The following is a 20529-nucleotide window of genomic DNA, read 5'->3' as shown; positions in this document are numbered from 1 at the left end:
CAGCACTTGCACAGTCCTTGTGGCGAGGGAGCTTGCTCCCGCTGGGGTGCGAAGCAGTCCTGAACCATTCATTGCGGTGGGTCAGGGCATTGCGAACTGAGGTTTGGGGCTGCTGCGCAGCCCAGCGGGAGCAAGCTCCCTCGCCACAGGGGTACTACGTGGTCAGGGCAGCAGCAGCGCCTGCTCGCGCTCGCACAACTGCACCACGTAATCCCACAACACCCGCAGGCGTACGGATTTGTGCAGCTCGCGACGGGTGCTGATCCAGTAGCTGCGGCGGATGGTTTCGTCCGGCAGCAACGGCACCAGCGTCGGGTCGCCGCTGGCCATGTAGCAAGGCAGCACGGCAATCCCCAGGCCGGAGCGCGCAGCCTGTTGCTGGGCGATGACGCTGGTGCTGTGGAACACCACCCGAGGGTTGCGGCAAAAGCTGTTGAGGAACATCAGTTCCTGGCTGAACAAAAGATCATCGACATACCCGATCCAGGCATGGCGGGCCAGGTCCTCGCGGCTGCGCAGCGCTGGCGAGCGGTCCAGGTAGGCCTGGCTGGCGTACAGCGCCAAGCTGTAGTCGGTGAGTTTGCGGGTGACCAGCAGGTCGGCCGCCGGGCGTTCGAGGTGGATGCTGATTTCCGCCTCACGGTTGAGGATGCTGACAAAGCGCGGCACCGCCACCAGTTCCACTTCCAGCCCCGGATAGCGCTGGAACAGCCCCTCCATGCGACAGGCGAGGAACATGATGCCCAGCCCTTCGGTCACCCCCAGGCGGATCTTGCCCAGGGGCGCACTGGACTGGGTGATGTCCTCCTGGGCCAGCAACGCCACGTTCTCCATGGCTTCGGCGTGCTTGAGCAGCGTTTCGCCGGCCGGGGTCAGTTCATAGCCCTGGGCATGCTGGACAAACAGCGCGGTGCCGAGGCTTTTCTCAATGGCCTCGATGTGCCGTGCCACGGTGGCGTGGGTGGTGTTCAAGCGCCGTGCAGCCGTCAGCAGACGCCCGCTGCGTTGCAACTCCAGGAAATAACGCAGGTCATTCCAGTCGAACATGAGGCGATCCTTGAACGCGCCTGAAGACATGACTGTTTATAAACGCACAGCCGCTGCGCAAAAACTAACATTCTTTTGACGAAAACTAACAACTAGGATGGGTCCCACAACAACAAGAATGAGGTCGCGAATGCAACCTGTCGTCGATGAATACGATTACGTGATCGTGGGCGCCGGCCCTGCCGGATGCCTGTTGGCCAATCGGCTGTCGGCCCATCCGCAACACCGGGTGCTGCTGCTCGAAGCCGGCGGGCGCGACAACTATCCGTGGATTCACATCCCGGTCGGCTACCTGTTCTGCATCGGCAACCCACGCACCGACTGGTGCTTCAAGACCGAAGCACAACCTGGCCTGCAAGGCCGCGCCCTGAGCTACCCCCGCGGCAAGGTCCTGGGTGGCTGCTCCTCCATCAACGGCATGATCTACATGCGCGGCCAGGCGGCGGACTACGACGGCTGGGCCGCCGAGGGCAATTCTGGCTGGGCCTGGAACGACGTGCTGCCACTGTTCCGCCAGAGCGAAAACCATTTTGCCGGCGCGTCCGAATTTCACGGCGCCGCAGGGGAATGGCGGGTCGAACGCCAGCGCCTGTCATGGCCGATTCTCGATGCGTTCCGCACCGCCGCCGAACAGAGCGGCATCCCCAACGTCGACGATTTCAACAGCGGCGACAATGAAGGCTGCGGCTACTTCCAAGTCAACCAGAAAGCCGGGGTACGCTGGAACGCGGCCAAGGCGTTTCTCAAGCCGGTTCGCCAGCGCCCTAACCTCACCGTGCTGACCGATGTTGAAGTCGATCGTGTGTTGCTGCGTGACGACCGCGCCCACGCCCTCAGCGCGCGCTGGCAAGGCAAGGGCATGACCTTCAAGGCCCGCAAGGAAATCGTCCTGTGCGCCGGGGCCGTGGGATCGCCGGGGATCCTGCAACGTTCCGGGATCGGCCCGCGCAGCCTGCTGCAACGCCTGGGCATCGGCGTGACCCATGAACTGCCCGGTGTCGGCGGCAACTTGCAGGACCACCTGCAACTGCGGCTGATCTACCAGTTGGAAAATGCCCGCACCCTGAACCAGATCGCCGGCACCCTGTGGGGCAAGATGGGCATGGGCCTGCGCTACCTGTACGACCGCAGCGGCCCGCTGTCCATGGCCCCCAGCCAACTCGGCGCGTTTGCCCGCTCGGGGCCGGAACAGACCTCGGCCAACCTCGAATATCACGTACAGCCATTGTCCCTGGAACGCTTCGGCGAACCGTTGCACAGCTTCCCGGCGTTCACCGCGTCGGTCTGCGACCTGCGCCCGCAAAGCCGTGGCCGGGTGGACATCCGCTCCGCCGACCCGCACGAAGCGCCGCTGATCCAGCCCAACTACCTGAGCCATCCCGAAGACCTGCGAGTCGCCGCCGACGCCATCCGCCTGACCCGCCGCATCGTCGCGGCCCCGGCCCTGAGCGCGTTCAAACCGGTGGAATACCTGCCGGGCCCCAGCCTGCAAACCGAAGAAGAGCTGCACCAGGCCGCCGCCCGGATCGGCACGACGATTTTCCACCCGGTCGGCACGTGCCGCATGGGCCAGGATCGCGACGCGGTGGTGGATGCACAACTGCGTGTCCACGGCATCAAGGGCCTGCGCATTGCCGACGCCTCGATCATGCCGCGCATCACCTCGGGCAACACTTGCTCGCCAACATTGATGATTGCCGAGAAGGCGGCGCAGATGATGCTCAATCCCGCGATGAGGAACACCGACGTCGAAAAAGCACCTGCTACGGTCTGAAGAACAACAGAAACACCTGTGGGAGCGAGCTCCCAAAAGGTGAGGAGTCGATTCAAGGAAAGTGTGTCAAATCAGGAGACGCCACCCCGGCGTCGCAGTGGAACAACAAAAACAATCACTGTGAGGGATACCGCTATGTCCGAGCATGTTCAGCCCCTGGAAGCCACGCGCAGCGTCGGCACCAGCCAGGAAACCCAGAAAGTCATCTTCGCCTCGTCCCTGGGGACGGTGTTCGAGTGGTACGACTTTTTCCTCTATGGCGCCCTGGCGGCGGTGATCAGCAAGCAATTCTTCGCCGGGGTCAACGACACCACCGCGTTCATCTTCGCCCTGATGGCGTTCGCCGCCGGTTTCATCGTGCGCCCGTTCGGGGCATTGGTGTTCGGTCGGTTGGGGGACATGATCGGGCGCAAGTACACGTTCCTGGCGACCATCATCCTCATGGGCCTGGCGACGTTCTGCGTCGGCCTGCTGCCCAACTACGCCAGCATCGGCATCGCCGCGCCGATCATCCTGGTGGTGCTGCGCATGCTCCAGGGCCTGGCCCTGGGTGGTGAGTACGGCGGCGCGGCGACCTACGTTGCCGAGCACGCGCCAATGGGTAAGCGCGGTTTTCATACCAGCTGGATTCAGTCCACGGCCACCCTCGGGCTGTTGTTGTCGCTGCTGGTGGTGCTGGGCTGCCGCTACTTCACCGGTGATCAGTTCGAAGTCTGGGGCTGGCGCATTCCGTTCCTGTTGTCGATCCTGCTGCTGGGTATCTCCACCTGGATTCGCCTGAGCCTGCATGAGTCGCCGGCCTTCCTGAAAATGAAAGAAGAAGGCAAGAGCTGCAAGGCGCCGATTCGCGAATCGTTCGGCAAGTGGGAAAACCTGAAGGTGGTGCTGATCGCCCTGTTCAGCATCAACGCCGGGCAAGCGGTGACCTTCTATGCCGCACAGTTCTACGTGCTGTTTTTCCTCACCCAGTTCCTGAAGATGGACCCGGCCCTGGCCAACAGCCTGCTGATTGTCAGCGTGGTGATCGGCGCACCGTTCTTCATCTTCTTTGGCTGGCTGTCGGACAAGGTCGGGCGCAAACCGGTGCTGATGATCGGCCTGCTGCTGGCGACAGCGCTGTACTTCCCGATCTTCAAGACCCTGGCCCATTACGCCAACCCGGCCATCGACCAGGCGAGCCGCCAGGCACCGATCACCGTGACCGCCGACCCGGCCACCTGCACCTTCCAGTTCGACCCGGTGGGCAAGGCGCGTTTCGACAGCCCGTGCGACAAGGTCAAGACCTTCCTGGTCAAGCAAGGCCTGCCCTACAGCAGCGTCGCAGCCCCAGCCGGGAGCACGGTGCAGGTCAGCGTCGGTGACGTGAAACTCGAAGGCTATGACGAAGCGGCCCTGCGCGGCGCGGTGACCCTGGCTGGCTATCCGCAACAGGCCGACACCCAGCAGATCAACCGGCCGATGATCGTCGCCTTGATCGTGGCGCTGATCATCATCTCGGCGATGTGCTACGGACCGCTGGCAGCGTTGATGGTCGAACTGTTCCCGACCCGCATTCGCTACACCTCCATGTCCCTGCCCTACCACATCGGCAACGGCTGGTTCGGCGGCTTCCTGCCCACCGTGTCGTTCGCCCTGGTGGTCTACACCGGGGATATCTTCTACGGGTTGTGGTACCCGGTGGTGATCACCGGGGTGAGCCTGGTAGTGGGCATGATCTGCCTGCGGGAAACCCGGAGCGTGGACCTGGACAAGAACTGAGGAGAAACCGTGGCGAGGGCGCTTGCGCCCTCGCCACCGGATCAGAAGCGCGCTTTCATGGACAGGGTGAAGTTGCGCGGCTCGCCATAATAGTTTCCGAAACCCTCGGTCCCGATGGTGGCGTAGTAGCGCTTGTCGAACAGGTTGTTGCCATTGAGCGCCAACGACCAGGTGTCATCGATGCGGTAGCCGAGGCGACCGTTCCACACCGCATAACCGGCCTGGGTGATCTTCTCGCCCGTCGCTGGCGACACCCGGAAGTTGTCGCTTTGTGCGTTGACGCCTGCGCCGACGCTGAACCGTTCCAATGCCCCGCCGAGGGCATAATCGCCCCACAGCCGCAGCACATGGCGCGGCACATAGCTGTTGAACGAACCACCGTTGAGGCTGGTGTCAATGTCTTCGAGGGTCTTGGTCTGGGTGTAGGTGTAGCCGGCCAGCAGTTGCAGGCGCTCGATGACTTCACCGCTGATCTCGGCTTCGAAGCCTTGGGCGCGCACCTTGCCGGCGTTCTCATAGCAGAAACCGTCCGAGGACGAACAGCTTGAGATGTAGTCGGTCTGGGCCTGGTCCTTCTGCAGCGTGCGGAACAGGTTGAAGGCGCTGTTCAGGCGGCCCTCGAACCATTCGCCCTTGATCCCCAGTTCGTAGCTTTCACCCACCAGGGGCTTGAGTGCCGAACCGCTTTCGGAGCGGTAGTTGCCTTGGGGCGTGAAAATGTCCGAGTAACTGGCGTAGGCCGTCAGGTGTTCGTTGAGGTCCAGCAACACGGCGGCAAACGGAGTGACCTGGCCCGTCTCCGTGCTCTTGGCGTGCTCCGTACCGCCGGTGAGGAACACCGAGTCGGTCTTGGAGCTGTACCAGCTTACCCGGCTGCCCACCACGAACGTCAAGGGATCCGCCAGCTTCAGGCGCAGGGTCGAATACATCCCTTGCTGCTCGGTAACGGTCTTGACCGGACCACCGCGCGTCGAGTTTTCGATGAAGTAACTGTCGTCCGGTTCGGGAATATGACGGTCCGGATCGAACACATTCTGTTTCTCTGGCAGCAATGCCACCGAGAAAAAGTCATCTTTGTCCGAGCGACTGGCGTTGAAGCCGATGACCCATTCGTGCTGCTGCCCAAAGGCATCGAACTTGCCGTCCAGATACGCATCGAGGCCGTAATCGACCTGGTCGTAATCGTACATGCTGCCCAGCATGTTGGTGGTCGAGATGCCTGGCGTCACCGAGCCCGATGCAAACGCGTATTTGATGTCCTGGGTGTTTTTCGTATAGACACCGGCCACCTTCACGGCCCAGTCGTCGTTGAGCTGATGCTTGAGATCGCCGAACACCGTAGTCCGCTGGCTACGCCAGGTATTCCACGACGGATCCAGGCAAGTGGAGCGGCTGAGCTTCAGATCGCTGCCATCCCTGTAGCGAGGCAGCCCGCCCCAGCAGGGGCTTGCATCGACGTCTTCATAGGCAACGCCCAGGCCGAGCGTCGTATCGGGGCTCAGGTCGAAGTCGAGCGCGCCGTAATAGATCTGGTCCTTGCGACGGGCATCGTCATAAAAATAATGCCGGCTCTGCTCGGCGATCACCGCCCTGCCCCGCACAGTACCGGAATCATTCAGTGGGCCACCGGTGTCGATCTGCCCACGGTAGTTGTCCCAAGTACCGCCCGAGAGGCTGAGTTCGGTCTGGGCCGTGGCCAGGCCGCGTTTGCGGACGAAATTGACGCCGCCGGAGGTACCACCCGAGCCCTTCATCATCCCGGCCGCACCACGCAGGACTTCGACACGGTCGTAATACGCCATGTCACTGCTGAAACTATCGGCCTGGACATAGCTGTTGCCCATGTCCAGCGGAACGCCGTCATATTGATACTGGCCGGACATCCGGAACCCACGGGAATAGAAATATTTTCCGCCCATAGTCGAGTCGTAGACGGTAATGCCGGGCGTCTTTTCCATCACTTGATCGATGGTGTTCAGGTTTTGGTCATCGAGCATCTTGCGGGTGATCACCGTCACCGATTGTGGCGTTTCGCGCAGCGAGTGCTCGCCTTTGCCAATGGTGACCGCCCCTGTCGTGTAGGAGCCACTGTTCTCGGTGGTCGCGCCGAGCCTCTGTCCGTCGATGGTGGTGACGCCCAGTTCCATGGCCGAACCATTGCCGGGCACGGGGCGCAGCACATACGTACCGTTGGCCTGGAAGTCGGCTTGCAGGCCGCTGCCACCCAGAATGCGCGCAAATCCGTCAACCACGCCAAACGAACCGCTCAGGCCAGGCGATCGCAGGCCCTGGAGTTGCCGGGCATCGAACGAAATGGCGACCCCGGCAGCGCTGGAAAAACGGGTCAGGACATCCACCAGGCTGCCGGCTCCGATATCGTAGGCCTGCACCCAACGCTGCTGCGCCGAAGCCTCTGGAACCGGGCTGGCATTCACGGCCCCGGCGCTGCCCGTAGCGGCTGCCAGCAGGCCGATTTTTACTGCAAACACCAGACGACCTGGCGCGCTCACCCAAGACATGCTTCCCCTCCCCAAAACGGTCGTTAAAAACTCACTGAGGAAGAGCCGAACGATGCGGATGAAAAGTGCAGAACAATTTTTTTATCGCGCCGTAGCGTCAGCGTCGGTCGCCACTCGATACCTGGACCCAGAAACGGCTGTATCGGGTCACTCGCAACGAAAAACCACTCTCCAGTGCCGCCAGGGCGAGGTCCGTGTCATCGACGGGAAACACACCCGACACCTTCAAGTCGCCAATGGCCGGATCACAACGCAGCACACCGTTGCGGTAACGCGAAAGCTCCTCCAGCAGCGCCGCCAGGGGACGGTCAATGGCAATGATGCTTCCCTTCTGCCAGGCACCCACCGACACATCGTTGCCGCGCAGCGTACCCAGTGACCGATCATTGAAGTCCAGGCGTTGGCCGGCTTCGACCCGCCTCCTTGATCCAATAGCCGGCAGACTGACCTCGACCGCTTTCTCCAGCACCGCCACCTCGCCGCCCCGCGCCTGGCCACGGACGATAAAACGCGTCCCCAACGCCAGTACTTCGACAGGCCCCGTGGCCACCTTGAAAGGACGCCGCAAGGGATCAACCGCCGTCGTCACGAGAATCTCCCCCCGCAACAGCTCCAGTCGCCGCTGGTTTGCATCGAAACGAACATTGACCGATGTGTCGGTGTTGAGCAGTAGCGTGCTGCCGTCCGCCAGTTGAAACTCACGGCGCTCGCCCACCGTGGTGCGGTAATCGCAAAACAGATTCTGAGTCGCCTGGCTGCGCCAGCCCAACCACCCCAGGCCACTGGCGGACGTCAGCAGTAACACGCTGCGCAATACCTGGCGACGGGATCGGTTGTGGGTATCACTCAAGGTCGGCGCCGCCAGTGCACCCGGCACACTCGCCATCTGTTCGGCCACCGCCGTCATTCTTTGCCAGGCCTGGCCATGCAACGGATCGGCGCTCAGCCAGGCATTCCACCCGGCCCGATCCGCGTCGGTCGTGATGCCCGAATGCAGCTTGGCGTACCACTGCGCGGCGGCACGAATGGCCCTCAACTCTTCGGGCGGCAGGTTCATGACAGCTGCAATTGAATTTGCATCAGGCAGCAATGTTCCATGGCCTTGGCCATGTGGTTATTGACCGTGCGGACACTGACGCCCAAGCGCTCGGCAATTTGCGGATATGTCAGGCCATCGAACTGCGACAGGATGAACGCCTGCCTGATACGCGGCCCCAACCCCAGCAGCAAGCGGTCGATTTCCATCAAGGCCTGGAGCAGGATGGCTTGGTCTTCCAGCGATGGGTGCTGCTCTTGCGGCATGGCGGCCAATGCTTCGAGATAGGACTGTTCCAGTGAACGGCGGCGAAACAGATCGATCAACAGCCCTTTGGCGATCATCGACAGGTACGGTCGCGGTTCACGAATGTCCAACGCGGAGCGAGCCTTGAGGACGCGCACGAAGGTGTCCTGGGTGAGGTCCGCTGCATCGAAGGCGTTGCCCAGGCGCTTGCGCAACCAGCCCTGGAGCCAACTGTGATGATCGCTGTACAGAACGTCGACGGCACTGCGTAAGGACAGATCGTTGGCGGACATGGCAATGGAATAATTCGCGACTGATAATGACTCGCATTGTCATGGGAGCCATCGCCGCTTGCAACCCAAACATGAGTGCGACGGGTCGATCACAACCCGTCGTTCTGGGATCGATCAGTGCAGAGAGTGGCTTTTCACCGTACTTTCCACCAGATCCAGCATCTGTCCCAACGCCCAAGGCTTGGCGATGAAGGACGCGTGGTGCTTGATCCCGGCGCTTTCCGGCGTCTCGAAACCGGACATGATCAGCAGCGGTATCTGCGGCCAGCGGTCTCCGGTCAGGTTGGCCAGGTCCGCGCCATCAATCTTGCCGGGCATGGTGATATCGGTGAGCAGCAGATCGACGTAATCCGCGCTCTCCTCCAGAAATGTCAGCGCTGCGTCGGCGCTTTCCCGAGGCTCCACGACAAACCCTTCCTCCTCGAGGATTTCACAGAGGAACTCCAGGATGGTCGGATCATCTTCCACAACGAGAATCAAACGTGTAGTCGCCTGGCCGTTGCCATTTGGCATCGAATTCATGAAAGTGACTCTCCTTGACCTCATAAACCTGCTTTGCGGGTTTCAACCGCCTTGAAGTTATGAGCCATCCCCCTGCGAGAAATTCATTCTGCGTGCCAACAGGCCGCCGAATGTCATGCCAGACACCCCCTGGCAACGCAGCGCAACGTTTTTATCTGTATATCCATACAGATAAAACTTGCCCTTGCGCGCATCCATGACCATGCTAAAGCCCCATGAAACCTGCTCAGGAAAAGGGCGCTATGCAGTTGTACCTGTGTGAAAAACCGTCCCAGGCCAAGGACATCGCCGCCGTGCTCGGTGCCACGCGCCGTGGCGACGGTTGCTGGCTGGGCCCTGGCATCACGGTCACCTGGTGCATCGGCCACCTGCTGGAAACCGCCCCGCCCGACGCCTACGATGCGCGCTACAAGCGCTGGGTACTGACCGACCTGCCCATTGTGCCGGCGCAATGGAAAATGACCGTCAAGCCGAAAACCGCCAGCCAGTACAAGGCGGTCAAGCGCCTGCTGGGGGAAGCGAAGGAATTGGTGATCGCCACCGACGCCGACCGCGAAGGCGAAATGATCGCCCGGGAGCTGGTGGAACATTGCCGTTATCGCGGACCGATCCGGCGGTTATGGCTGTCGGCCCTGGACGAAGCGTCGATCCGCAAGGCCCTGGCCGCCCTCAAGCCGGGAGTCGAAACCTTCAACCTGTATCACTCGGCGCTGGGCCGTTCCCGGGCCGACTGGCTGATAGGCATGAACATGAGTCGCCTGTTCACCCTGCTGGGGCGTCAGTCCGGCTACCAGGGCGTGCTGCCGGTGGGCCGCGTGCAAACACCGACGCTACGCCTGGTGGTGGATCGCGACCGCAGCATCGCCGACTTCGTACCGGTCGCCTATTGGGCCATCGACGTGCAGCTCAGTCACGAAGGCATGGCCTTCACCGCCCAGTGGCGGGCCGACCCGGATGCCTGCGACGATCAGGAACGCTGCCTGAACCAGGCCCTGGCCCGAGACGCGGCCCAGGCCATGCGCAACGCCGCCACTGCCCGGACACTGAAGGTGCGTACCGAGCGCCTGCGCGAAGCGGCGCCGTTGCCCTTCGACCTGGGCACCCTGCAAGAAGTCTGCTCGAAGAAGCTCGGCCTCGGCGCCCAGGAAACCCTGGACATTGCCCAGTCGCTCTACGAGACCTACAAGCTCATCACCTACCCTCGCAGCGATTGCGGTTTCCTGCCCTTGAGCCAGCACAGCGAAGCACCGGCCATCCTGGCCGCCCTCGCCCAGGTCGACCCCAGCCTCGCGCCGCTGCGCGAGCACCTGCAGCCGCAGCGTAAATCCCGAGCCTGGAACGACGCCAAGGTCAGTGCCCACCACGGCATTATTCCCACCGCCGCCGCCAAGAACCTCGACAAACTCGCCGGCAAGCAGCGTGCGGTCTATACGCTGATTCGCGCACGCTACCTAGCGCAGTTCCTGCCCAACCACGAATACGACCGGACCCAGGCCGACTTCGACTGTGCCGGCCAGGCGCTGCGCGCCGTGGGCAAGCAGATCGTCGAACCCGGCTGGAAACGCGCCCTGCCCGAAGCACTGGCGCCGGCAAAGGGCCGTGAAGCGCCGGCACCGCAAACCTTGCCGGCACTGGCCGAAGGTCGCGATTGCACGGTGGACGAGGTGAAACCCAAGGACCTGTGGACCCAGCCGCCCAAGCCCTTCACTGAAGGCGACCTGATCAAGGCGATGAAGAACGTCGCCAAACTGGTGGAGGACCCGCTGCTCAAGCAGAAGCTCAAGGACACCACCGGCATCGGCACCGAAGCGACCCGAGCCTCGATCATCCAGGGGCTGCTCGACCGCGGTTACCTGGTGAAGAACGGCAAGGCCCTGTCGGCCACCCCGGCGGCCTTCAGCCTGATCGACGCCGTGCCCCGGGCCATTGCCGACCCGGGCACCACGGCCATCTGGGAGCAGGCCCTGGACATGGTGCAAAGCGGCGAAATGAGCCTGGAAGAATTCGTGACCCGGCAAGCCGCCTGGATGAGCAAGCACGTCGCCCGCTGCCAGGGCATGAGCCTGACCATCAGCGGCCCGGCCAGCCCCGCCGGGCGTGGCGCAACCCCGTGGAAGAACAAGCGCAAGCCGGCCAAGCGCAAGGCAGCCGGTGCACCGCGCAAGGCGAGCAAGGCCAAGGCCACCTGAGCCTATGATGCCAAACACAGACCCTGTGGCGAGGGAGCTTGCTCCCGCTGGGGCGCGAAGCGGCCCTAAACCTGGCGGCACGGTGGATCAGGGTAATCGAGGGGATTTGACAGAGGGCCGCTACGCAGCCCAGCGGGAGCAAGCTCCCTCGCCACAGGGCTCGGCTCAAGCCCAATTGCTCATACCCAAACCATTTTGTCCGACAATATGTAGTGACCAAAAATAATCACTACAAAACCGTTGACGCCTCCGATTTGCCCTTGCATGATGCAGACGTCTCCCCGATCGGGAGTACAGGCAACTGTTTGAGCAAGCTCGTCTGACCGCCGAGCTGTTTTTTGGATAAGGGACTGCCCACAAGGCAGATTGAAGGTGCTGACCTGGCCTGACCGTCCGGTAACAAGGACGAGAAACGTCGGTGAAGATCCTCATGACGCACGTGGTTCAACCCTCGAAAGTTGACACTGCCTGAAGATTCTTCGCTGTTTCTCTTCGTTGTAGCGCATTTGCGTAGCAGCCCTTCGATAACACTACACAACCGATGCACGACCCCGTCGAAGTTCGACGGAAGCATGCTGACGGCCTGGTTTCGGTAGCAGGCAGGTACTGACCGAGTAGCGAAGTTTTTGCGAACCACCAGACAGATCAACCAAATGGTCAAGGGGCTTACACATGAATCTGAATAATCAACCATCTATTGATGAACTGGCTCGCATATTCGCAGCACACAAAGACACGCTCGACAGCCATATCCTGTGGATCAGCAAGACTGGCCAGGTGCATATGGACTGCCTGTCGCCCTACACCCGCGAAGACGAGTTCGAAAAGAACACGCATGAGCTGGGTGCCCGGCTGAAGATGTACCGCCGTGGCCAGGGCTATGTTGGCAAGAAGGCTGCGGCCGACAAAGACTTCATCGGTCGCGTGTTGCAAACGCTGACCCAGGCCTGGCAGTCGATGCAGAACACTTCCGAGGTCCGGGTCATCGACCGCCTCTGCTGATATCCCCTGACAAGAAGGCCCGCTCCTGAATCAGGAGCGGGCCTTTTTTGTGCGGCAGGAAACTAGAACACCGACCAGCCAATCCGCTGACTCATCAATTCCAGCGCCGCCATGCCGGCCAGGGAGTTGCCGGCGGCGTTGAGTTCAGGCGACCAGACGCATACGGTGAACCGCCCCGGCACCACGGCGACAATCCCGCCACCGACCCCGCTCTTGCCCGGCAGGCCGACGCGATAGGCGAAATTGCCGGCCTCATCGTACAAGCCGCTGGTGGCCATGATGGAGTTGACCTGCTGGGTCTGCCGGGCGCTGAGGATCTGCTCGCCGCTGTGCTTGCAGAACCCGTCGTTGGCCAGGAAGCAGAACGCCCGCGCCAGGTCGATGCAGCTCATCCGCAGGGCACAGTGGCTGAAATAACTGCGCAGCACCGCTTCCACATCGTTATGGAAGTTGCCGAAGGATTGCATCAGATAGGCCATCGCCGCGTTACGGGCACGGTGCTGGTATTCCGACTCGGCCACCTTGCCGTCCACCATCACTTGCGGGTTGCCTGATAAACGCCGCACGAAATCGCGCATCGACAACGCCGGGGCGGCGAAACGCGACTGGTTGATATCGCAGATCACCAATGCGCCGGCGTTGATAAACGGGTTGCGTGGTCGACCACGTTCGAATTCCAGCTGCACCAGGGAATTGAACGGTTGGCCGGACGGCTCATGGCCCAGGCGCTCCCAGATCGCTTCGCCGGAATGCCCGATGGCCTGCACCAGGCTGAACACCTTGGAAATACTCTGCACCGAAAACGCTGTTTCGGCGTCGCCGGCGCAGTACAACTCGCCGTCGTTGCCATACACGGCAATACCCAACTGGTTAGGCGCCACAGTGCCCAGGGCCGGAATGTAATCGGCCACCTTGCCCTGACCGATCAGGGGGCGAACCGCATCGAGGATCTCGTTCAACAGTGCTTGCATATGCGCGGGGTCCAGTCATTCCCCGTTCGAGTGCGGGGATACAGACGCTAGACGCTGGTGGGCGGCGTCAGAGCACACTGAATTGCCCGCAAAATCCCGTGGCGAGGGAGCTTGCTCCCGCTGGGGCACGAAGCGACCCCTGACCCAGCCACTGCATTCCCTTGATGGGGCTGTTTCACAGCCCAGCGGGAGCAAGCTCCCTCGCCACAAGATGCTGGGTTTTCACCAACGCTTATCGCGAAATCAAGCGGTCTATAGTTGAGGGGATCAACCGATAGGAGGAACGCCATGCGTCAGATCGTGCAAAAAGAACCCTGGTGGGCCTCGCCGCCCAGGCCCGGGCAGGATGAAAGCGAGCTGGAATGGGGCTGGCTGGTGATCTACAGCGAAGGCGAGCCGCGCTTCGAATTCGTAAAAGAGCGTCCCACGGACGAACAGATCCGCCAGCGCAAGGGGTGTCGCGTCACCCTTGGGTCAGAATGAGCCAGCCCGTCACGGCTTGATGTCCGGCAATGCCACCGCTCGATTGGCCAGGTCCGCCTCCACCAGGTTGCCTCCCACTTCCTCGTCCAGGTAATACACCGGCGCCATTACCCCGCTGAGGGGATGCTTGAGCGACTTGAACCACGCCTCATCGAACGCAGCACTCAGGCTTTTGCGGATCTGCGCCTCCATTTCCGGCCGCTCGCCCTCGTGGATGATCGCGCGAATACCCGCCACGCCCACCGAGATCAACGCCCCGGCCGCCTTCCCGGCAACGGCCGCCGCTGCACCGGTTGCCCCTCGCGTGGCGAACTGGGCCTCGATTTTTTCGCTGGTGCGCTGCGCCACCGTGGCGATCACCGCCTCAGAGGGTCCGGCACCTGTGGTTGCAGCCTTGTTGACGTGATCGATCAGCGCCGCATAGGCCGGCAGGGTGTTCAACGGTTCGGTGTGAACCATCTCGTACAACGAAGCATCACGCGCCGCGGGCGGACCTAGGCGGATGGCCGGGATGCCGTGCAAGCGCCGGTTCATCAGTTCGTTCGGGATGCGATGCCGCAGGGCGATGACCTGGACCTGCTGATTGAGCTGGCGCAGGTAGTAGCCTATGGCGTTGGCCCTGATCGCCTCGGGATCGATTTCCACTGCCACCGGTTCCAGCACCTGCTCGCGATATTGTTCCTGCAGGTAAACCGCCAGGCGCCTGGCCGAAGAATCCGTCTCGCCCTCGGCGCTGGCGGCGTACCAACTGACCTTCACCGCCAGCCACTCCTGGGTCCAATAGCTGCTGAACCAGGGAATGAATTCAACCTCGGTGCGCTTATAGACCAACGTGCGCCAATGCTCCATCGACCCACGGGCGTAAAGTGCCGCCTGTTCTACGGCGCTTTTCGATGCTGCGATGATCTGCTGGTCCACCTGTCGCCAAGTGGCCTGGTCAATCGTCACCGTGGCAGCCTGTTGACCGCGCTGTGACGTGGCGCACCCGGCCAGAACGAGCATAACGGCCAACATCAGCGAACGCAGCACGATCGCGCCACCCCGGATTCATGTCATCCACCACGGGATTGAGTATAGGTGCAGAGCAGCAAAACCTGCGGGCCAAGGCAGGCTTATCCGGCGTTTGCGGTTACCCTGGCCTGGTATCTCGGTCTTAGCAGGTTTATTGAATGGCAACGCTCCTCGAACGTCTTCGCCACTGGGCCACGGCCCTGAAGCGCCAGACCATCACGCTGTGGTTCTGCTATCGCCATCAGCAGACGCCATGGCTGCCCAAATGGATCGCAATCATCGTGGTGGCCTACGCCCTGAGTCCTATCGACCTGATTCCGGATTTCATCCCGGTGCTGGGTTATCTGGATGACGTGATCCTGTTACCGATGGGCATCTGGCTGGCCATTCGATTGATGCCGCCGGCCATACTGGCCGAGTGTGAAGCCAAGGCCCTACAGTGGCAGGAGAACGACGGTCAACGCCCGGTGAACAAGATGGCAGCGGCACTGATCGTGCTGGCATGGGTGGCAGCGCTGGCGGCCACGGCGTGGTGGTTTTCAGGGGCCCGGGTCAAAAACGGGTGAACTGCTCGAACTGCCACTCGAACGCAGCCCGGTTGCGGAGAGCTTCGTAGAGGGTGCCGGTTGGTCGCCAGTCGGTGCACTTGCCCACCAGGGTGCCGAGGTAAGGCCTGGCCACTTCCAGTACACGCTCATGGTCCATCTGCTCCGGCTCGACGATACCGCGATCCGGATGCTCCACCGCCCACACGATTCCCGCCAGCACGCCCGCAGCCACCTGCAGGCTGGTGGCATTGTTGAAGGGCAACAGCGCGCGTGCCTCATCGATGCTCAACACCGAGCCGAACCAGTAGGCATTCAGTTCGTGCCCCATCAGCAGGACACCCAGCGCATCGACGCCGCCGCCGTCGATTTCACCGTTGAGGATGCGTTGCCGGGGCTGGCCCTGCCAGCCGTGCCCGATCAGCTCGTGCATCGATAACAAGGCATCGTTGCACGGATGGTAGGCGTAATACAGGGTCGGCCTGTAGATCAACTGGCGTTGATCTTTCACGGTCAGCAGGTCGGCGGTCGAGGCCGTTTCGTGATGGGTGATCATCAGGCCCAGGCAGGGCCCGCCCAACGGTGTCCAGGTCTTGACCCGTACGCTCGCGCTCGGCCGTTCCAGGTAAATGGCGTTGCGACTCCCGAAGCGATGGCGCCTGGCAGACGACGGCCAACTGCGCTCGTGGGTGCCCCAGGCCAACTCCGCCGGTTGGCAGCCCTCACTGATGAATCCTTCCACCGACCATGTGTTCACAAACTCATCGTCCTGCTTTATTTGCTTGGAGCACTGAGTATCACGCTCGGCAAAATGGATCACTCTGATGCCCGTCTCCATGCACAACCGGGCCCAATCCACACCCTTGCTATTGTGTGGCAGCGGATGATTCAGTTGCACCGCCAGCTCCACCAGCCCGGCCTTGAGCAAATGGGTGATCAGGCCGGGATTGGCGCCATGGGCCACCACCGCCGTCGGCCCCTCGCCCAGTTTTTTTCGCAAATCCAGGACCTGATGGCGCAAGGCGTAGTTGGTACGACGCGATAGGCTCAACTGCGGATCGTCGTAGCCGCCCGCCCAAGGCTCGACGCAGGTATCGAGGTACAGCGCGCCCTTCTCGAAGGCATAGGCCATCAGCGCCAGCGAACTGACCGCCACCGACAGGTTGACGATGAAGTCGCCGCGCCTGACGAAGCGATCCAGGATTTGCTCGAAGGTCGACTCAGTCAGCGCCTTGGGAACGAAACTGATGCCTCGCTCCTTGAACCAGATGTGCTTCTCGATAACAGGCGCAATGACCGTGATGTGCTGGACCGGGACATGATCCTGTCCCAATAGCAACGGCAAGGTTGCCCGGGTGATTGAACCGAACCCGATGAAGATCAGATGCCCGGTGAATGGGACCCGGTGTTCCATGAGCTGCCTCCGGGGAGAACGCAAACAATGGAGCCATGAGATACCGGCATCGAGTCTTTGGCTACTGTCAGAGTCGACAGGCGCTTGGCGCAGGCCTTGTCGATCCTGCGCCAGCCCCCGACTGGCCGGTCGTCAAGAGTCCATCGTCGCGGCCTGGTTACCGCCCTGCTCGGCGATCTTGGACAGTTTCTCGTCGGTGGACTTTTCTTCCTTGAGCGTCGCCAGCAACAGCCCGACCACTTCATCGCCGAGGTTCAAGTGCTTGGCCATGGCAATCAGGGTGCCGTAACTGGCGATCTCGTAATGCTCGACTTTTTGCGCCGCGCCGATCAACCCGGCATCGAGTACCGCCCCTTTCTCGATTTCCTCGAGCAGTTCCTTGGACTCTTCCACCAACCCTTCCATGGCCACGCACTTCATGCGCTTGAGCTTGATGCCGGCCACTTCGATGAGGGTGTCGATGCGTTCGATCTGGCCTTGGGTTTCTTCCAGGTGATCGTTGAAGGCTTGCGCCAGCAAAGGGTTGGTCGCAGCCCTGGCCATGCGGGGCAATGCGCGGGTGATCTGCTTCTCGGCGCTGTAGATATCGGACAGTTCGTGAATGAACAGGTCGGTCACTGTTTTCCTGGCCATTTTCAATCATCCTCCGGTCAAGAAAAGGCGCCGCATTGGCGGGCCTCAAAGGGTAGATGAGGGTGGAGCCGGCATCCGCTGCTTCACCTGTCATCAACACTGACCCGAAGAAAATTTCAGATGTTCAAGAAATTTTTCGAAGCGTGGACGGAGGGTATCGAGACGGTCGAGCAGCCTTCAGCCGAGCGCCGTGTCGAGAAACATCATCACCGCAAACCCCATCATCAGGCCCAGCGTCGCCGGCGTTTCATGGCCGTTACGGTGGGTCTCGGGAATCACTTCGTGGGACACCACGAAGATCATCGCCCCTGCCGCCAGCCCGAGGCTGATGGGGTAGGCAACCGCCACACCCGATGACATGCCCAGGCCAATCACCGATCCCAACGGTTCCATCAGCCCGGACCCCACTGCAATCAGCGCAGCACGCAAGGTGCTGATGCCCGTGACCCGCAGCGCCATCGCAATGGCCAGTCCTTCGGGGATGTCCTGGATGGCGATGGCAGTGGTCAGGGGCAAGCCGACCTTGAAATCGCCGTCGGCAAAACTGACGCCGATGGCCATGCCTTCCGGCAGGTTGTGCAAGGTGATGGCGAGCACGAACAGCCACACACGATTAATGCGCTTGACCTCGGGACCGCGCCGCCCGCTCAATTCGTGTTCGTGGGGCACGAAGCGGTCGAGGCCGATCATCAGGGCTACACCCAAGCCCAGGCCAAGCACGACGACAAACGCGGCCAGCAACTGATTGCCACAAATCACCTGCGCGGCTTCGATGCCCGGCAGAATCAGAGAGAAAGAGCTGGCGGCGAGCATCATGCCGGCGGCGAAACCCAGCATGATGTCCTGGGTGCGTGACGAGATATCGCGCAGCACCACCGCCATCAATGCGCCCAAGGCCGTGGCGGCGAAACCGGACGTTCCGCCCAGGACCGCGTAGCCCAGATTGTGCCGATCAGCGCCGACCAAGGCGTTATAGCCGCTGTAGAGTAACAATGCGGTGATCACCGCAAGCCCCAGCCAGAAACTCACGCCCAACAGCAGATTGTCTTGTACAGGACCCAGCCAGGTGCGCCAGGGGGATCGGATCCGGGAAGTGGGCTGGTCCATCGAATGTCCTTAATGCTCTGTGGGCATAACCAGTCTGAGCGTTGCATGGCGGGAACGCTCAGACGCAAAGGTTCAGGCGAGGGAGTCTCCTCCCTCGCCGTTGTTTACAGTTTGTCACCTTGCATCCCTGAACCCAAGTCGGCACCTGTGGTGGGGTTGCTTTCCGGGTTGGACATCGTCCGTGCCTTCATGTCCATCAGCAGCGCTTCGTCCTTTTCACTGAGCTGGACGCTGGCCAGGCCATCGCCGCCATCCACCGCCGGCGCTGGATTTTCGACGAACTCCCAATCGTCGCCCTGATTCCATGGGCCGCGCACGGTAGGTTCGCCTTGGGACATATTGAAGTACACGTTGGTGAACTCCGGCATGCCCGGCAATTTGCCTTGGGGGAAATTGGGCTGGATCGAATGCAGGGCTTTTTCGAACGACAATTGGTGGGCGATTTCGCGGGTCATCAAAAAGCCCAGCGCTTCCTTCACACCGGGATCGTCAGTGACATTCATCAAGCGCTCATAGACGATTTTCGCCCGCGCCTCGGCCGCGATATTGGAACGCATGTCCGCTGTCGGCTCGCCGATGGTGTCCACATAGGCGGCGGTCCAGGGCACACCGGCGGAGTTGGTCAACGGCGAACCGGCGCCATACAGGAGGCTGGTGATGTGGGAATCATTGCCGGCACCGTTGATGTCCCGGTACAACTGGCCCTCCTTTTCCACGCCCTCGGCCATCTTGCCCTTGGCACCTTTGTTCAACATCACGATGATCGAACCGATGACTTCCAAGTGACTGAGCTCCTCGGTGGCGATGTCCATCAGCAAATCCTTACGGCCTGGATCGTCCTCGGACAAGGCCTGGGTGAAGTAGCGCGACGCCGCCGCCAGCTCACCCTGGGCACCACCGAACTGTTCAAGCAGCAAGTTGGCAAGCCCGGGATTAGGTTCGGCGACACGCACGGTGTATTGCAGTCTTTTATTATGTAAAAACATGATAAAACCCCTCGATCAGACATAAACCATGGAGACACTGTCAGCAATAACAGGCCCACAAGACATCAGAAAAAGTTAAGAGAATTTGATTTTATTTTTTATTCGATAAATAAGATGAACGGTAATGAAAAAACAATACCGCACATCTCATTTCGAATAAAAAGGAAAGCTTGTAAAGCCAGGCGAAACTTTATATCCGCATTCAATTATTGCCGCCCATGGGGCCCCATGCCATGGGCACGGGGCCTGTCTGTTCAGCGGGCATTACGAGTCACGACCGCCGCCACGGCTGTTTTCGCCGCCCTTCCTACCGGCTTCGGAGGCCTTTTCCCGGTCATTGGCAAAATTGCCGCCCGAAGCCTGGCCACCCTTGCGGCCCGCTTCCGAGGCGCGCTCAGGATCGTTGGCGAAATTACCGCCCGATGCCTGCCCGCCTTTGCGGCCAGCCTCCGCAGCGCGTCCAGGGTCGTTGGCAAAGTTACCGCCCGATGCCTGCCCCCCCTTGCGACCTGCTTCGGAGGCGCGTTCCGGGTTATTGGCAAAGTTGCCACCGGACGCTTGTCCACCTTTTTTCCCGGCTTCCGATGCCTTCTCACGATCGTTAGCGAAATTGCCAGGATTGTTATTTCCTGTATTAGCCATTTCATTCACCTCGTTAGTTAGTGTTTAACGAGCCTCGCTGGCTCGTATGTACTATGAGAATTGGACTTCGCCAAGGTTTGAAAGAAATTCAGCGAACGGCGACGAACGGTCAGAAGGCGAAAATTCAAATCCATTCAACTGCTGAGCATTACAACTCGCTATCAAACAAGCGATGAGTCATAAATTATCTTAAACACCTTAGCAGCTAGTTATTACATTCAATTGAAAGCAGTGCGTGTCTTTCCACGCTGTCCGCCAAAGGTCGGGCGGCGCCGGCACCCTACTGCACCGGTCTCGTCACCCTGGCCTCGCGCCGTTCCAGGAAGCCAAAACTCGCGGGCTGCCGGTGTT

18 protein-coding genes are annotated in these 20529 nt (G+C 61.1%); 6 read left to right on the top strand and 12 right to left on the bottom strand.

The features are described 5' to 3' along the window. Positions 1-162: 162 nt before the first annotated feature. Entirely contained in the window at positions 163-1047 is an 885-nt protein-coding gene (locus BLU76_RS19690) for a LysR family transcriptional regulator (protein ID WP_063322025.1), read from the bottom strand. Positions 1048-1177: 130 nt separating this feature from the next. Between BLU76_RS19690 and BLU76_RS19685 the strand changes: the two genes are divergently transcribed. Both BLU76_RS19685 and BLU76_RS19680 read left to right on the top strand, forming a co-directional pair. Next, the gene (locus BLU76_RS19685; RefSeq protein ID WP_092223964.1) at positions 1178-2821 is read left to right on the top strand and encodes a GMC family oxidoreductase; all 1644 of its coding nucleotides are present in this window, start codon (positions 1178-1180) and stop codon (positions 2819-2821) included. A 135-nt stretch (positions 2822-2956) separates the two neighbouring features. Beyond that, positions 2957-4579 (top strand): MFS transporter, encoded by a 1623-nt coding sequence (locus BLU76_RS19680; protein WP_092223961.1) that lies wholly within the window; start codon positions 2957-2959, stop codon positions 4577-4579. 41 nt (positions 4580-4620) lie between these two features. Here the strand turns inward: BLU76_RS19680 and BLU76_RS19675 are convergent, their stop codons facing one another. The 4 genes from BLU76_RS19675 to BLU76_RS19660 all read right to left on the bottom strand — a co-directional run bounded on the left by BLU76_RS19675 (position 4621) and on the right by BLU76_RS19660 (position 9195). After that, entirely contained in the window at positions 4621-7098 is a 2478-nt protein-coding gene (locus BLU76_RS19675; protein WP_092223959.1) for a TonB-dependent siderophore receptor, read from the bottom strand. 97 nt (positions 7099-7195) lie between these two features. Beyond that, entirely contained in the window at positions 7196-8155 is a 960-nt protein-coding gene (locus tag BLU76_RS19670; RefSeq protein WP_092223957.1) for a FecR domain-containing protein, read from the bottom strand. Continuing rightward, positions 8152-8673 (bottom strand): sigma-70 family RNA polymerase sigma factor, encoded by a 522-nt coding sequence (locus BLU76_RS19665; protein WP_092145553.1) that lies wholly within the window; start codon positions 8671-8673, stop codon positions 8152-8154. The genes BLU76_RS19670 and BLU76_RS19665 overlap by 4 nt, the downstream gene beginning before the upstream one ends. A 114-nt stretch (positions 8674-8787) precedes the next feature. Next, positions 8788-9195, bottom strand: coding sequence for a response regulator (locus BLU76_RS19660; protein WP_063322031.1), 408 nt, complete (start codon positions 9193-9195; stop codon positions 8788-8790). A 242-nt stretch (positions 9196-9437) separates the two neighbouring features. Here BLU76_RS19660 and BLU76_RS19655 point away from each other — a divergent pair, with 242 nt between their 5' ends. Together BLU76_RS19655 and BLU76_RS19650 are read left to right on the top strand one after the other, a co-directional pair. Continuing rightward, a complete protein-coding gene (locus BLU76_RS19655; RefSeq protein WP_092223955.1) occupies positions 9438-11384 on the top strand; it encodes a DNA topoisomerase III in 1947 nt (648 codons plus the stop codon). Between the two features lie 672 nt (positions 11385-12056). Beyond that, complete coding sequence (locus tag BLU76_RS19650) at positions 12057-12386, top strand: hypothetical protein (RefSeq protein WP_063322033.1); 330 nt, start codon at positions 12057-12059, stop codon at positions 12384-12386. 62 nt (positions 12387-12448) lie between these two features. Here BLU76_RS19650 and glsB read toward each other — a convergent pair whose 3' ends face one another. Beyond that, positions 12449-13357, bottom strand: a complete 909-nt coding sequence (gene glsB / locus BLU76_RS19645) for a glutaminase B (protein ID WP_063322034.1) — start codon at positions 13355-13357, stop codon at positions 12449-12451. 288 nt (positions 13358-13645) lie between these two features. Between glsB and BLU76_RS19640 the strand changes: the two genes are divergently transcribed. After that, on the top strand, positions 13646-13840 hold the full coding sequence (locus BLU76_RS19640; RefSeq protein ID WP_092145547.1) for a hypothetical protein: 195 nt from the start codon (positions 13646-13648) through the stop codon (positions 13838-13840). A 9-nt stretch (positions 13841-13849) separates the two neighbouring features. On the opposite strand, the gene BLU76_RS19635 is transcribed toward BLU76_RS19640, so the two are convergent. Beyond that, entirely contained in the window at positions 13850-14869 is a 1020-nt protein-coding gene (locus tag BLU76_RS19635; RefSeq protein ID WP_092223954.1) for a hypothetical protein, read from the bottom strand. A gap of 140 nt (positions 14870-15009) precedes the next feature. Here BLU76_RS19635 and BLU76_RS19630 point away from each other — a divergent pair, with 140 nt between their 5' ends. Continuing rightward, positions 15010-15417 (top strand): YkvA family protein, encoded by a 408-nt coding sequence (locus BLU76_RS19630; protein WP_092223952.1) that lies wholly within the window; start codon positions 15010-15012, stop codon positions 15415-15417. On the opposite strand, the gene BLU76_RS19625 is transcribed toward BLU76_RS19630, so the two are convergent. The 5 genes from BLU76_RS19625 to BLU76_RS19605 form a co-directional block, all read right to left on the bottom strand. After that, positions 15404-16810, bottom strand: coding sequence for a saccharopine dehydrogenase NADP-binding domain-containing protein (locus BLU76_RS19625; RefSeq protein ID WP_092145541.1), 1407 nt, complete (start codon positions 16808-16810; stop codon positions 15404-15406). The two genes, BLU76_RS19630 and BLU76_RS19625, sit on opposite strands and share 14 nt — an antisense overlap. Positions 16811-16942: 132 nt before the next feature. Then, positions 16943-17443: a YciE/YciF ferroxidase family protein gene (locus tag BLU76_RS19620; RefSeq protein WP_092223950.1), complete on the bottom strand. Its 501-nt coding sequence runs from the start codon at positions 17441-17443 to the stop codon at positions 16943-16945. 177 nt (positions 17444-17620) lie between these two features. Next, the gene (locus tag BLU76_RS19615) at positions 17621-18550 is read right to left on the bottom strand and encodes a ZIP family metal transporter (RefSeq protein WP_092145539.1); all 930 of its coding nucleotides are present in this window, start codon (positions 18548-18550) and stop codon (positions 17621-17623) included. Positions 18551-18654: 104 nt separating this feature from the next. Then, positions 18655-19536 (bottom strand): manganese catalase family protein, encoded by an 882-nt coding sequence (locus tag BLU76_RS19610; protein ID WP_072347677.1) that lies wholly within the window; start codon positions 19534-19536, stop codon positions 18655-18657. 264 nt (positions 19537-19800) lie between these two features. After that, on the bottom strand, positions 19801-20178 hold the full coding sequence (locus BLU76_RS19605) for a con-10 family general stress protein (RefSeq protein WP_092145537.1): 378 nt from the start codon (positions 20176-20178) through the stop codon (positions 19801-19803). Positions 20179-20529 lie beyond the last annotated feature (351 nt).

Origin of the sequence: Pseudomonas sp. NFACC08-1 (assembly GCF_900106735.1) — a bacterium.
In the GTDB taxonomy this organism is placed as follows: Bacteria; Pseudomonadota; Gammaproteobacteria; order Pseudomonadales; family Pseudomonadaceae; genus Aquipseudomonas; species Aquipseudomonas fluorescens_Q.
Note: the sequence above shows the minus strand (reverse complement) of the source record. Positions and strands in the feature narration are given on the sequence as shown.

Bases quoted from the DNA above. Each gene is read 5' to 3' on its own strand.
- BLU76_RS19685 (WP_092223964.1), top strand. From the start codon at position 1,178: ATGCAACCTGTCGTCGATGAATACGATTACGTGATCGTGGGCGCCGGC.
- BLU76_RS19670 (WP_092223957.1), bottom strand. From the start codon at position 8,155: ATGAACCTGCCGCCCGAAGAGTTGAGGGCCATTCGTGCCGCCGCGCAG.
- BLU76_RS19660 (WP_063322031.1), bottom strand. From the start codon at position 9,195: ATGAATTCGATGCCAAATGGCAACGGCCAGGCGACTACACGTTTGATT.
- BLU76_RS19610 (WP_072347677.1), bottom strand. From the start codon at position 19,536: ATGTTTTTACATAATAAAAGACTGCAATACACCGTGCGTGTCGCCGAA.
- BLU76_RS19650 (WP_063322033.1), top strand. From the start codon at position 12,057: ATGAATCTGAATAATCAACCATCTATTGATGAACTGGCTCGCATATTC.
- BLU76_RS19630 (WP_092223952.1), top strand. From the start codon at position 15,010: ATGGCAACGCTCCTCGAACGTCTTCGCCACTGGGCCACGGCCCTGAAG.
- BLU76_RS19615 (WP_092145539.1), bottom strand. From the start codon at position 18,550: ATGGACCAGCCCACTTCCCGGATCCGATCCCCCTGGCGCACCTGGCTG.
- BLU76_RS19675 (WP_092223959.1), bottom strand. From the start codon at position 7,098: ATGTCTTGGGTGAGCGCGCCAGGTCGTCTGGTGTTTGCAGTAAAAATC.
- BLU76_RS19620 (WP_092223950.1), bottom strand. From the start codon at position 17,443: ATGGCCAGGAAAACAGTGACCGACCTGTTCATTCACGAACTGTCCGAT.
- BLU76_RS19680 (WP_092223961.1), top strand. From the start codon at position 2,957: ATGTCCGAGCATGTTCAGCCCCTGGAAGCCACGCGCAGCGTCGGCACC.
- BLU76_RS19655 (WP_092223955.1), top strand. From the start codon at position 9,438: ATGCAGTTGTACCTGTGTGAAAAACCGTCCCAGGCCAAGGACATCGCC.
- BLU76_RS19605 (WP_092145537.1), bottom strand. From the start codon at position 20,178: ATGGCTAATACAGGAAATAACAATCCTGGCAATTTCGCTAACGATCGT.
- BLU76_RS19640 (WP_092145547.1), top strand. From the start codon at position 13,646: ATGCGTCAGATCGTGCAAAAAGAACCCTGGTGGGCCTCGCCGCCCAGG.
- BLU76_RS19665 (WP_092145553.1), bottom strand. From the start codon at position 8,673: ATGTCCGCCAACGATCTGTCCTTACGCAGTGCCGTCGACGTTCTGTAC.
- BLU76_RS19690 (WP_063322025.1), bottom strand. From the start codon at position 1,047: ATGTTCGACTGGAATGACCTGCGTTATTTCCTGGAGTTGCAACGCAGC.
- glsB (WP_063322034.1), bottom strand. From the start codon at position 13,357: ATGCAAGCACTGTTGAACGAGATCCTCGATGCGGTTCGCCCCCTGATC.
- BLU76_RS19625 (WP_092145541.1), bottom strand. From the start codon at position 16,810: ATGGAACACCGGGTCCCATTCACCGGGCATCTGATCTTCATCGGGTTC.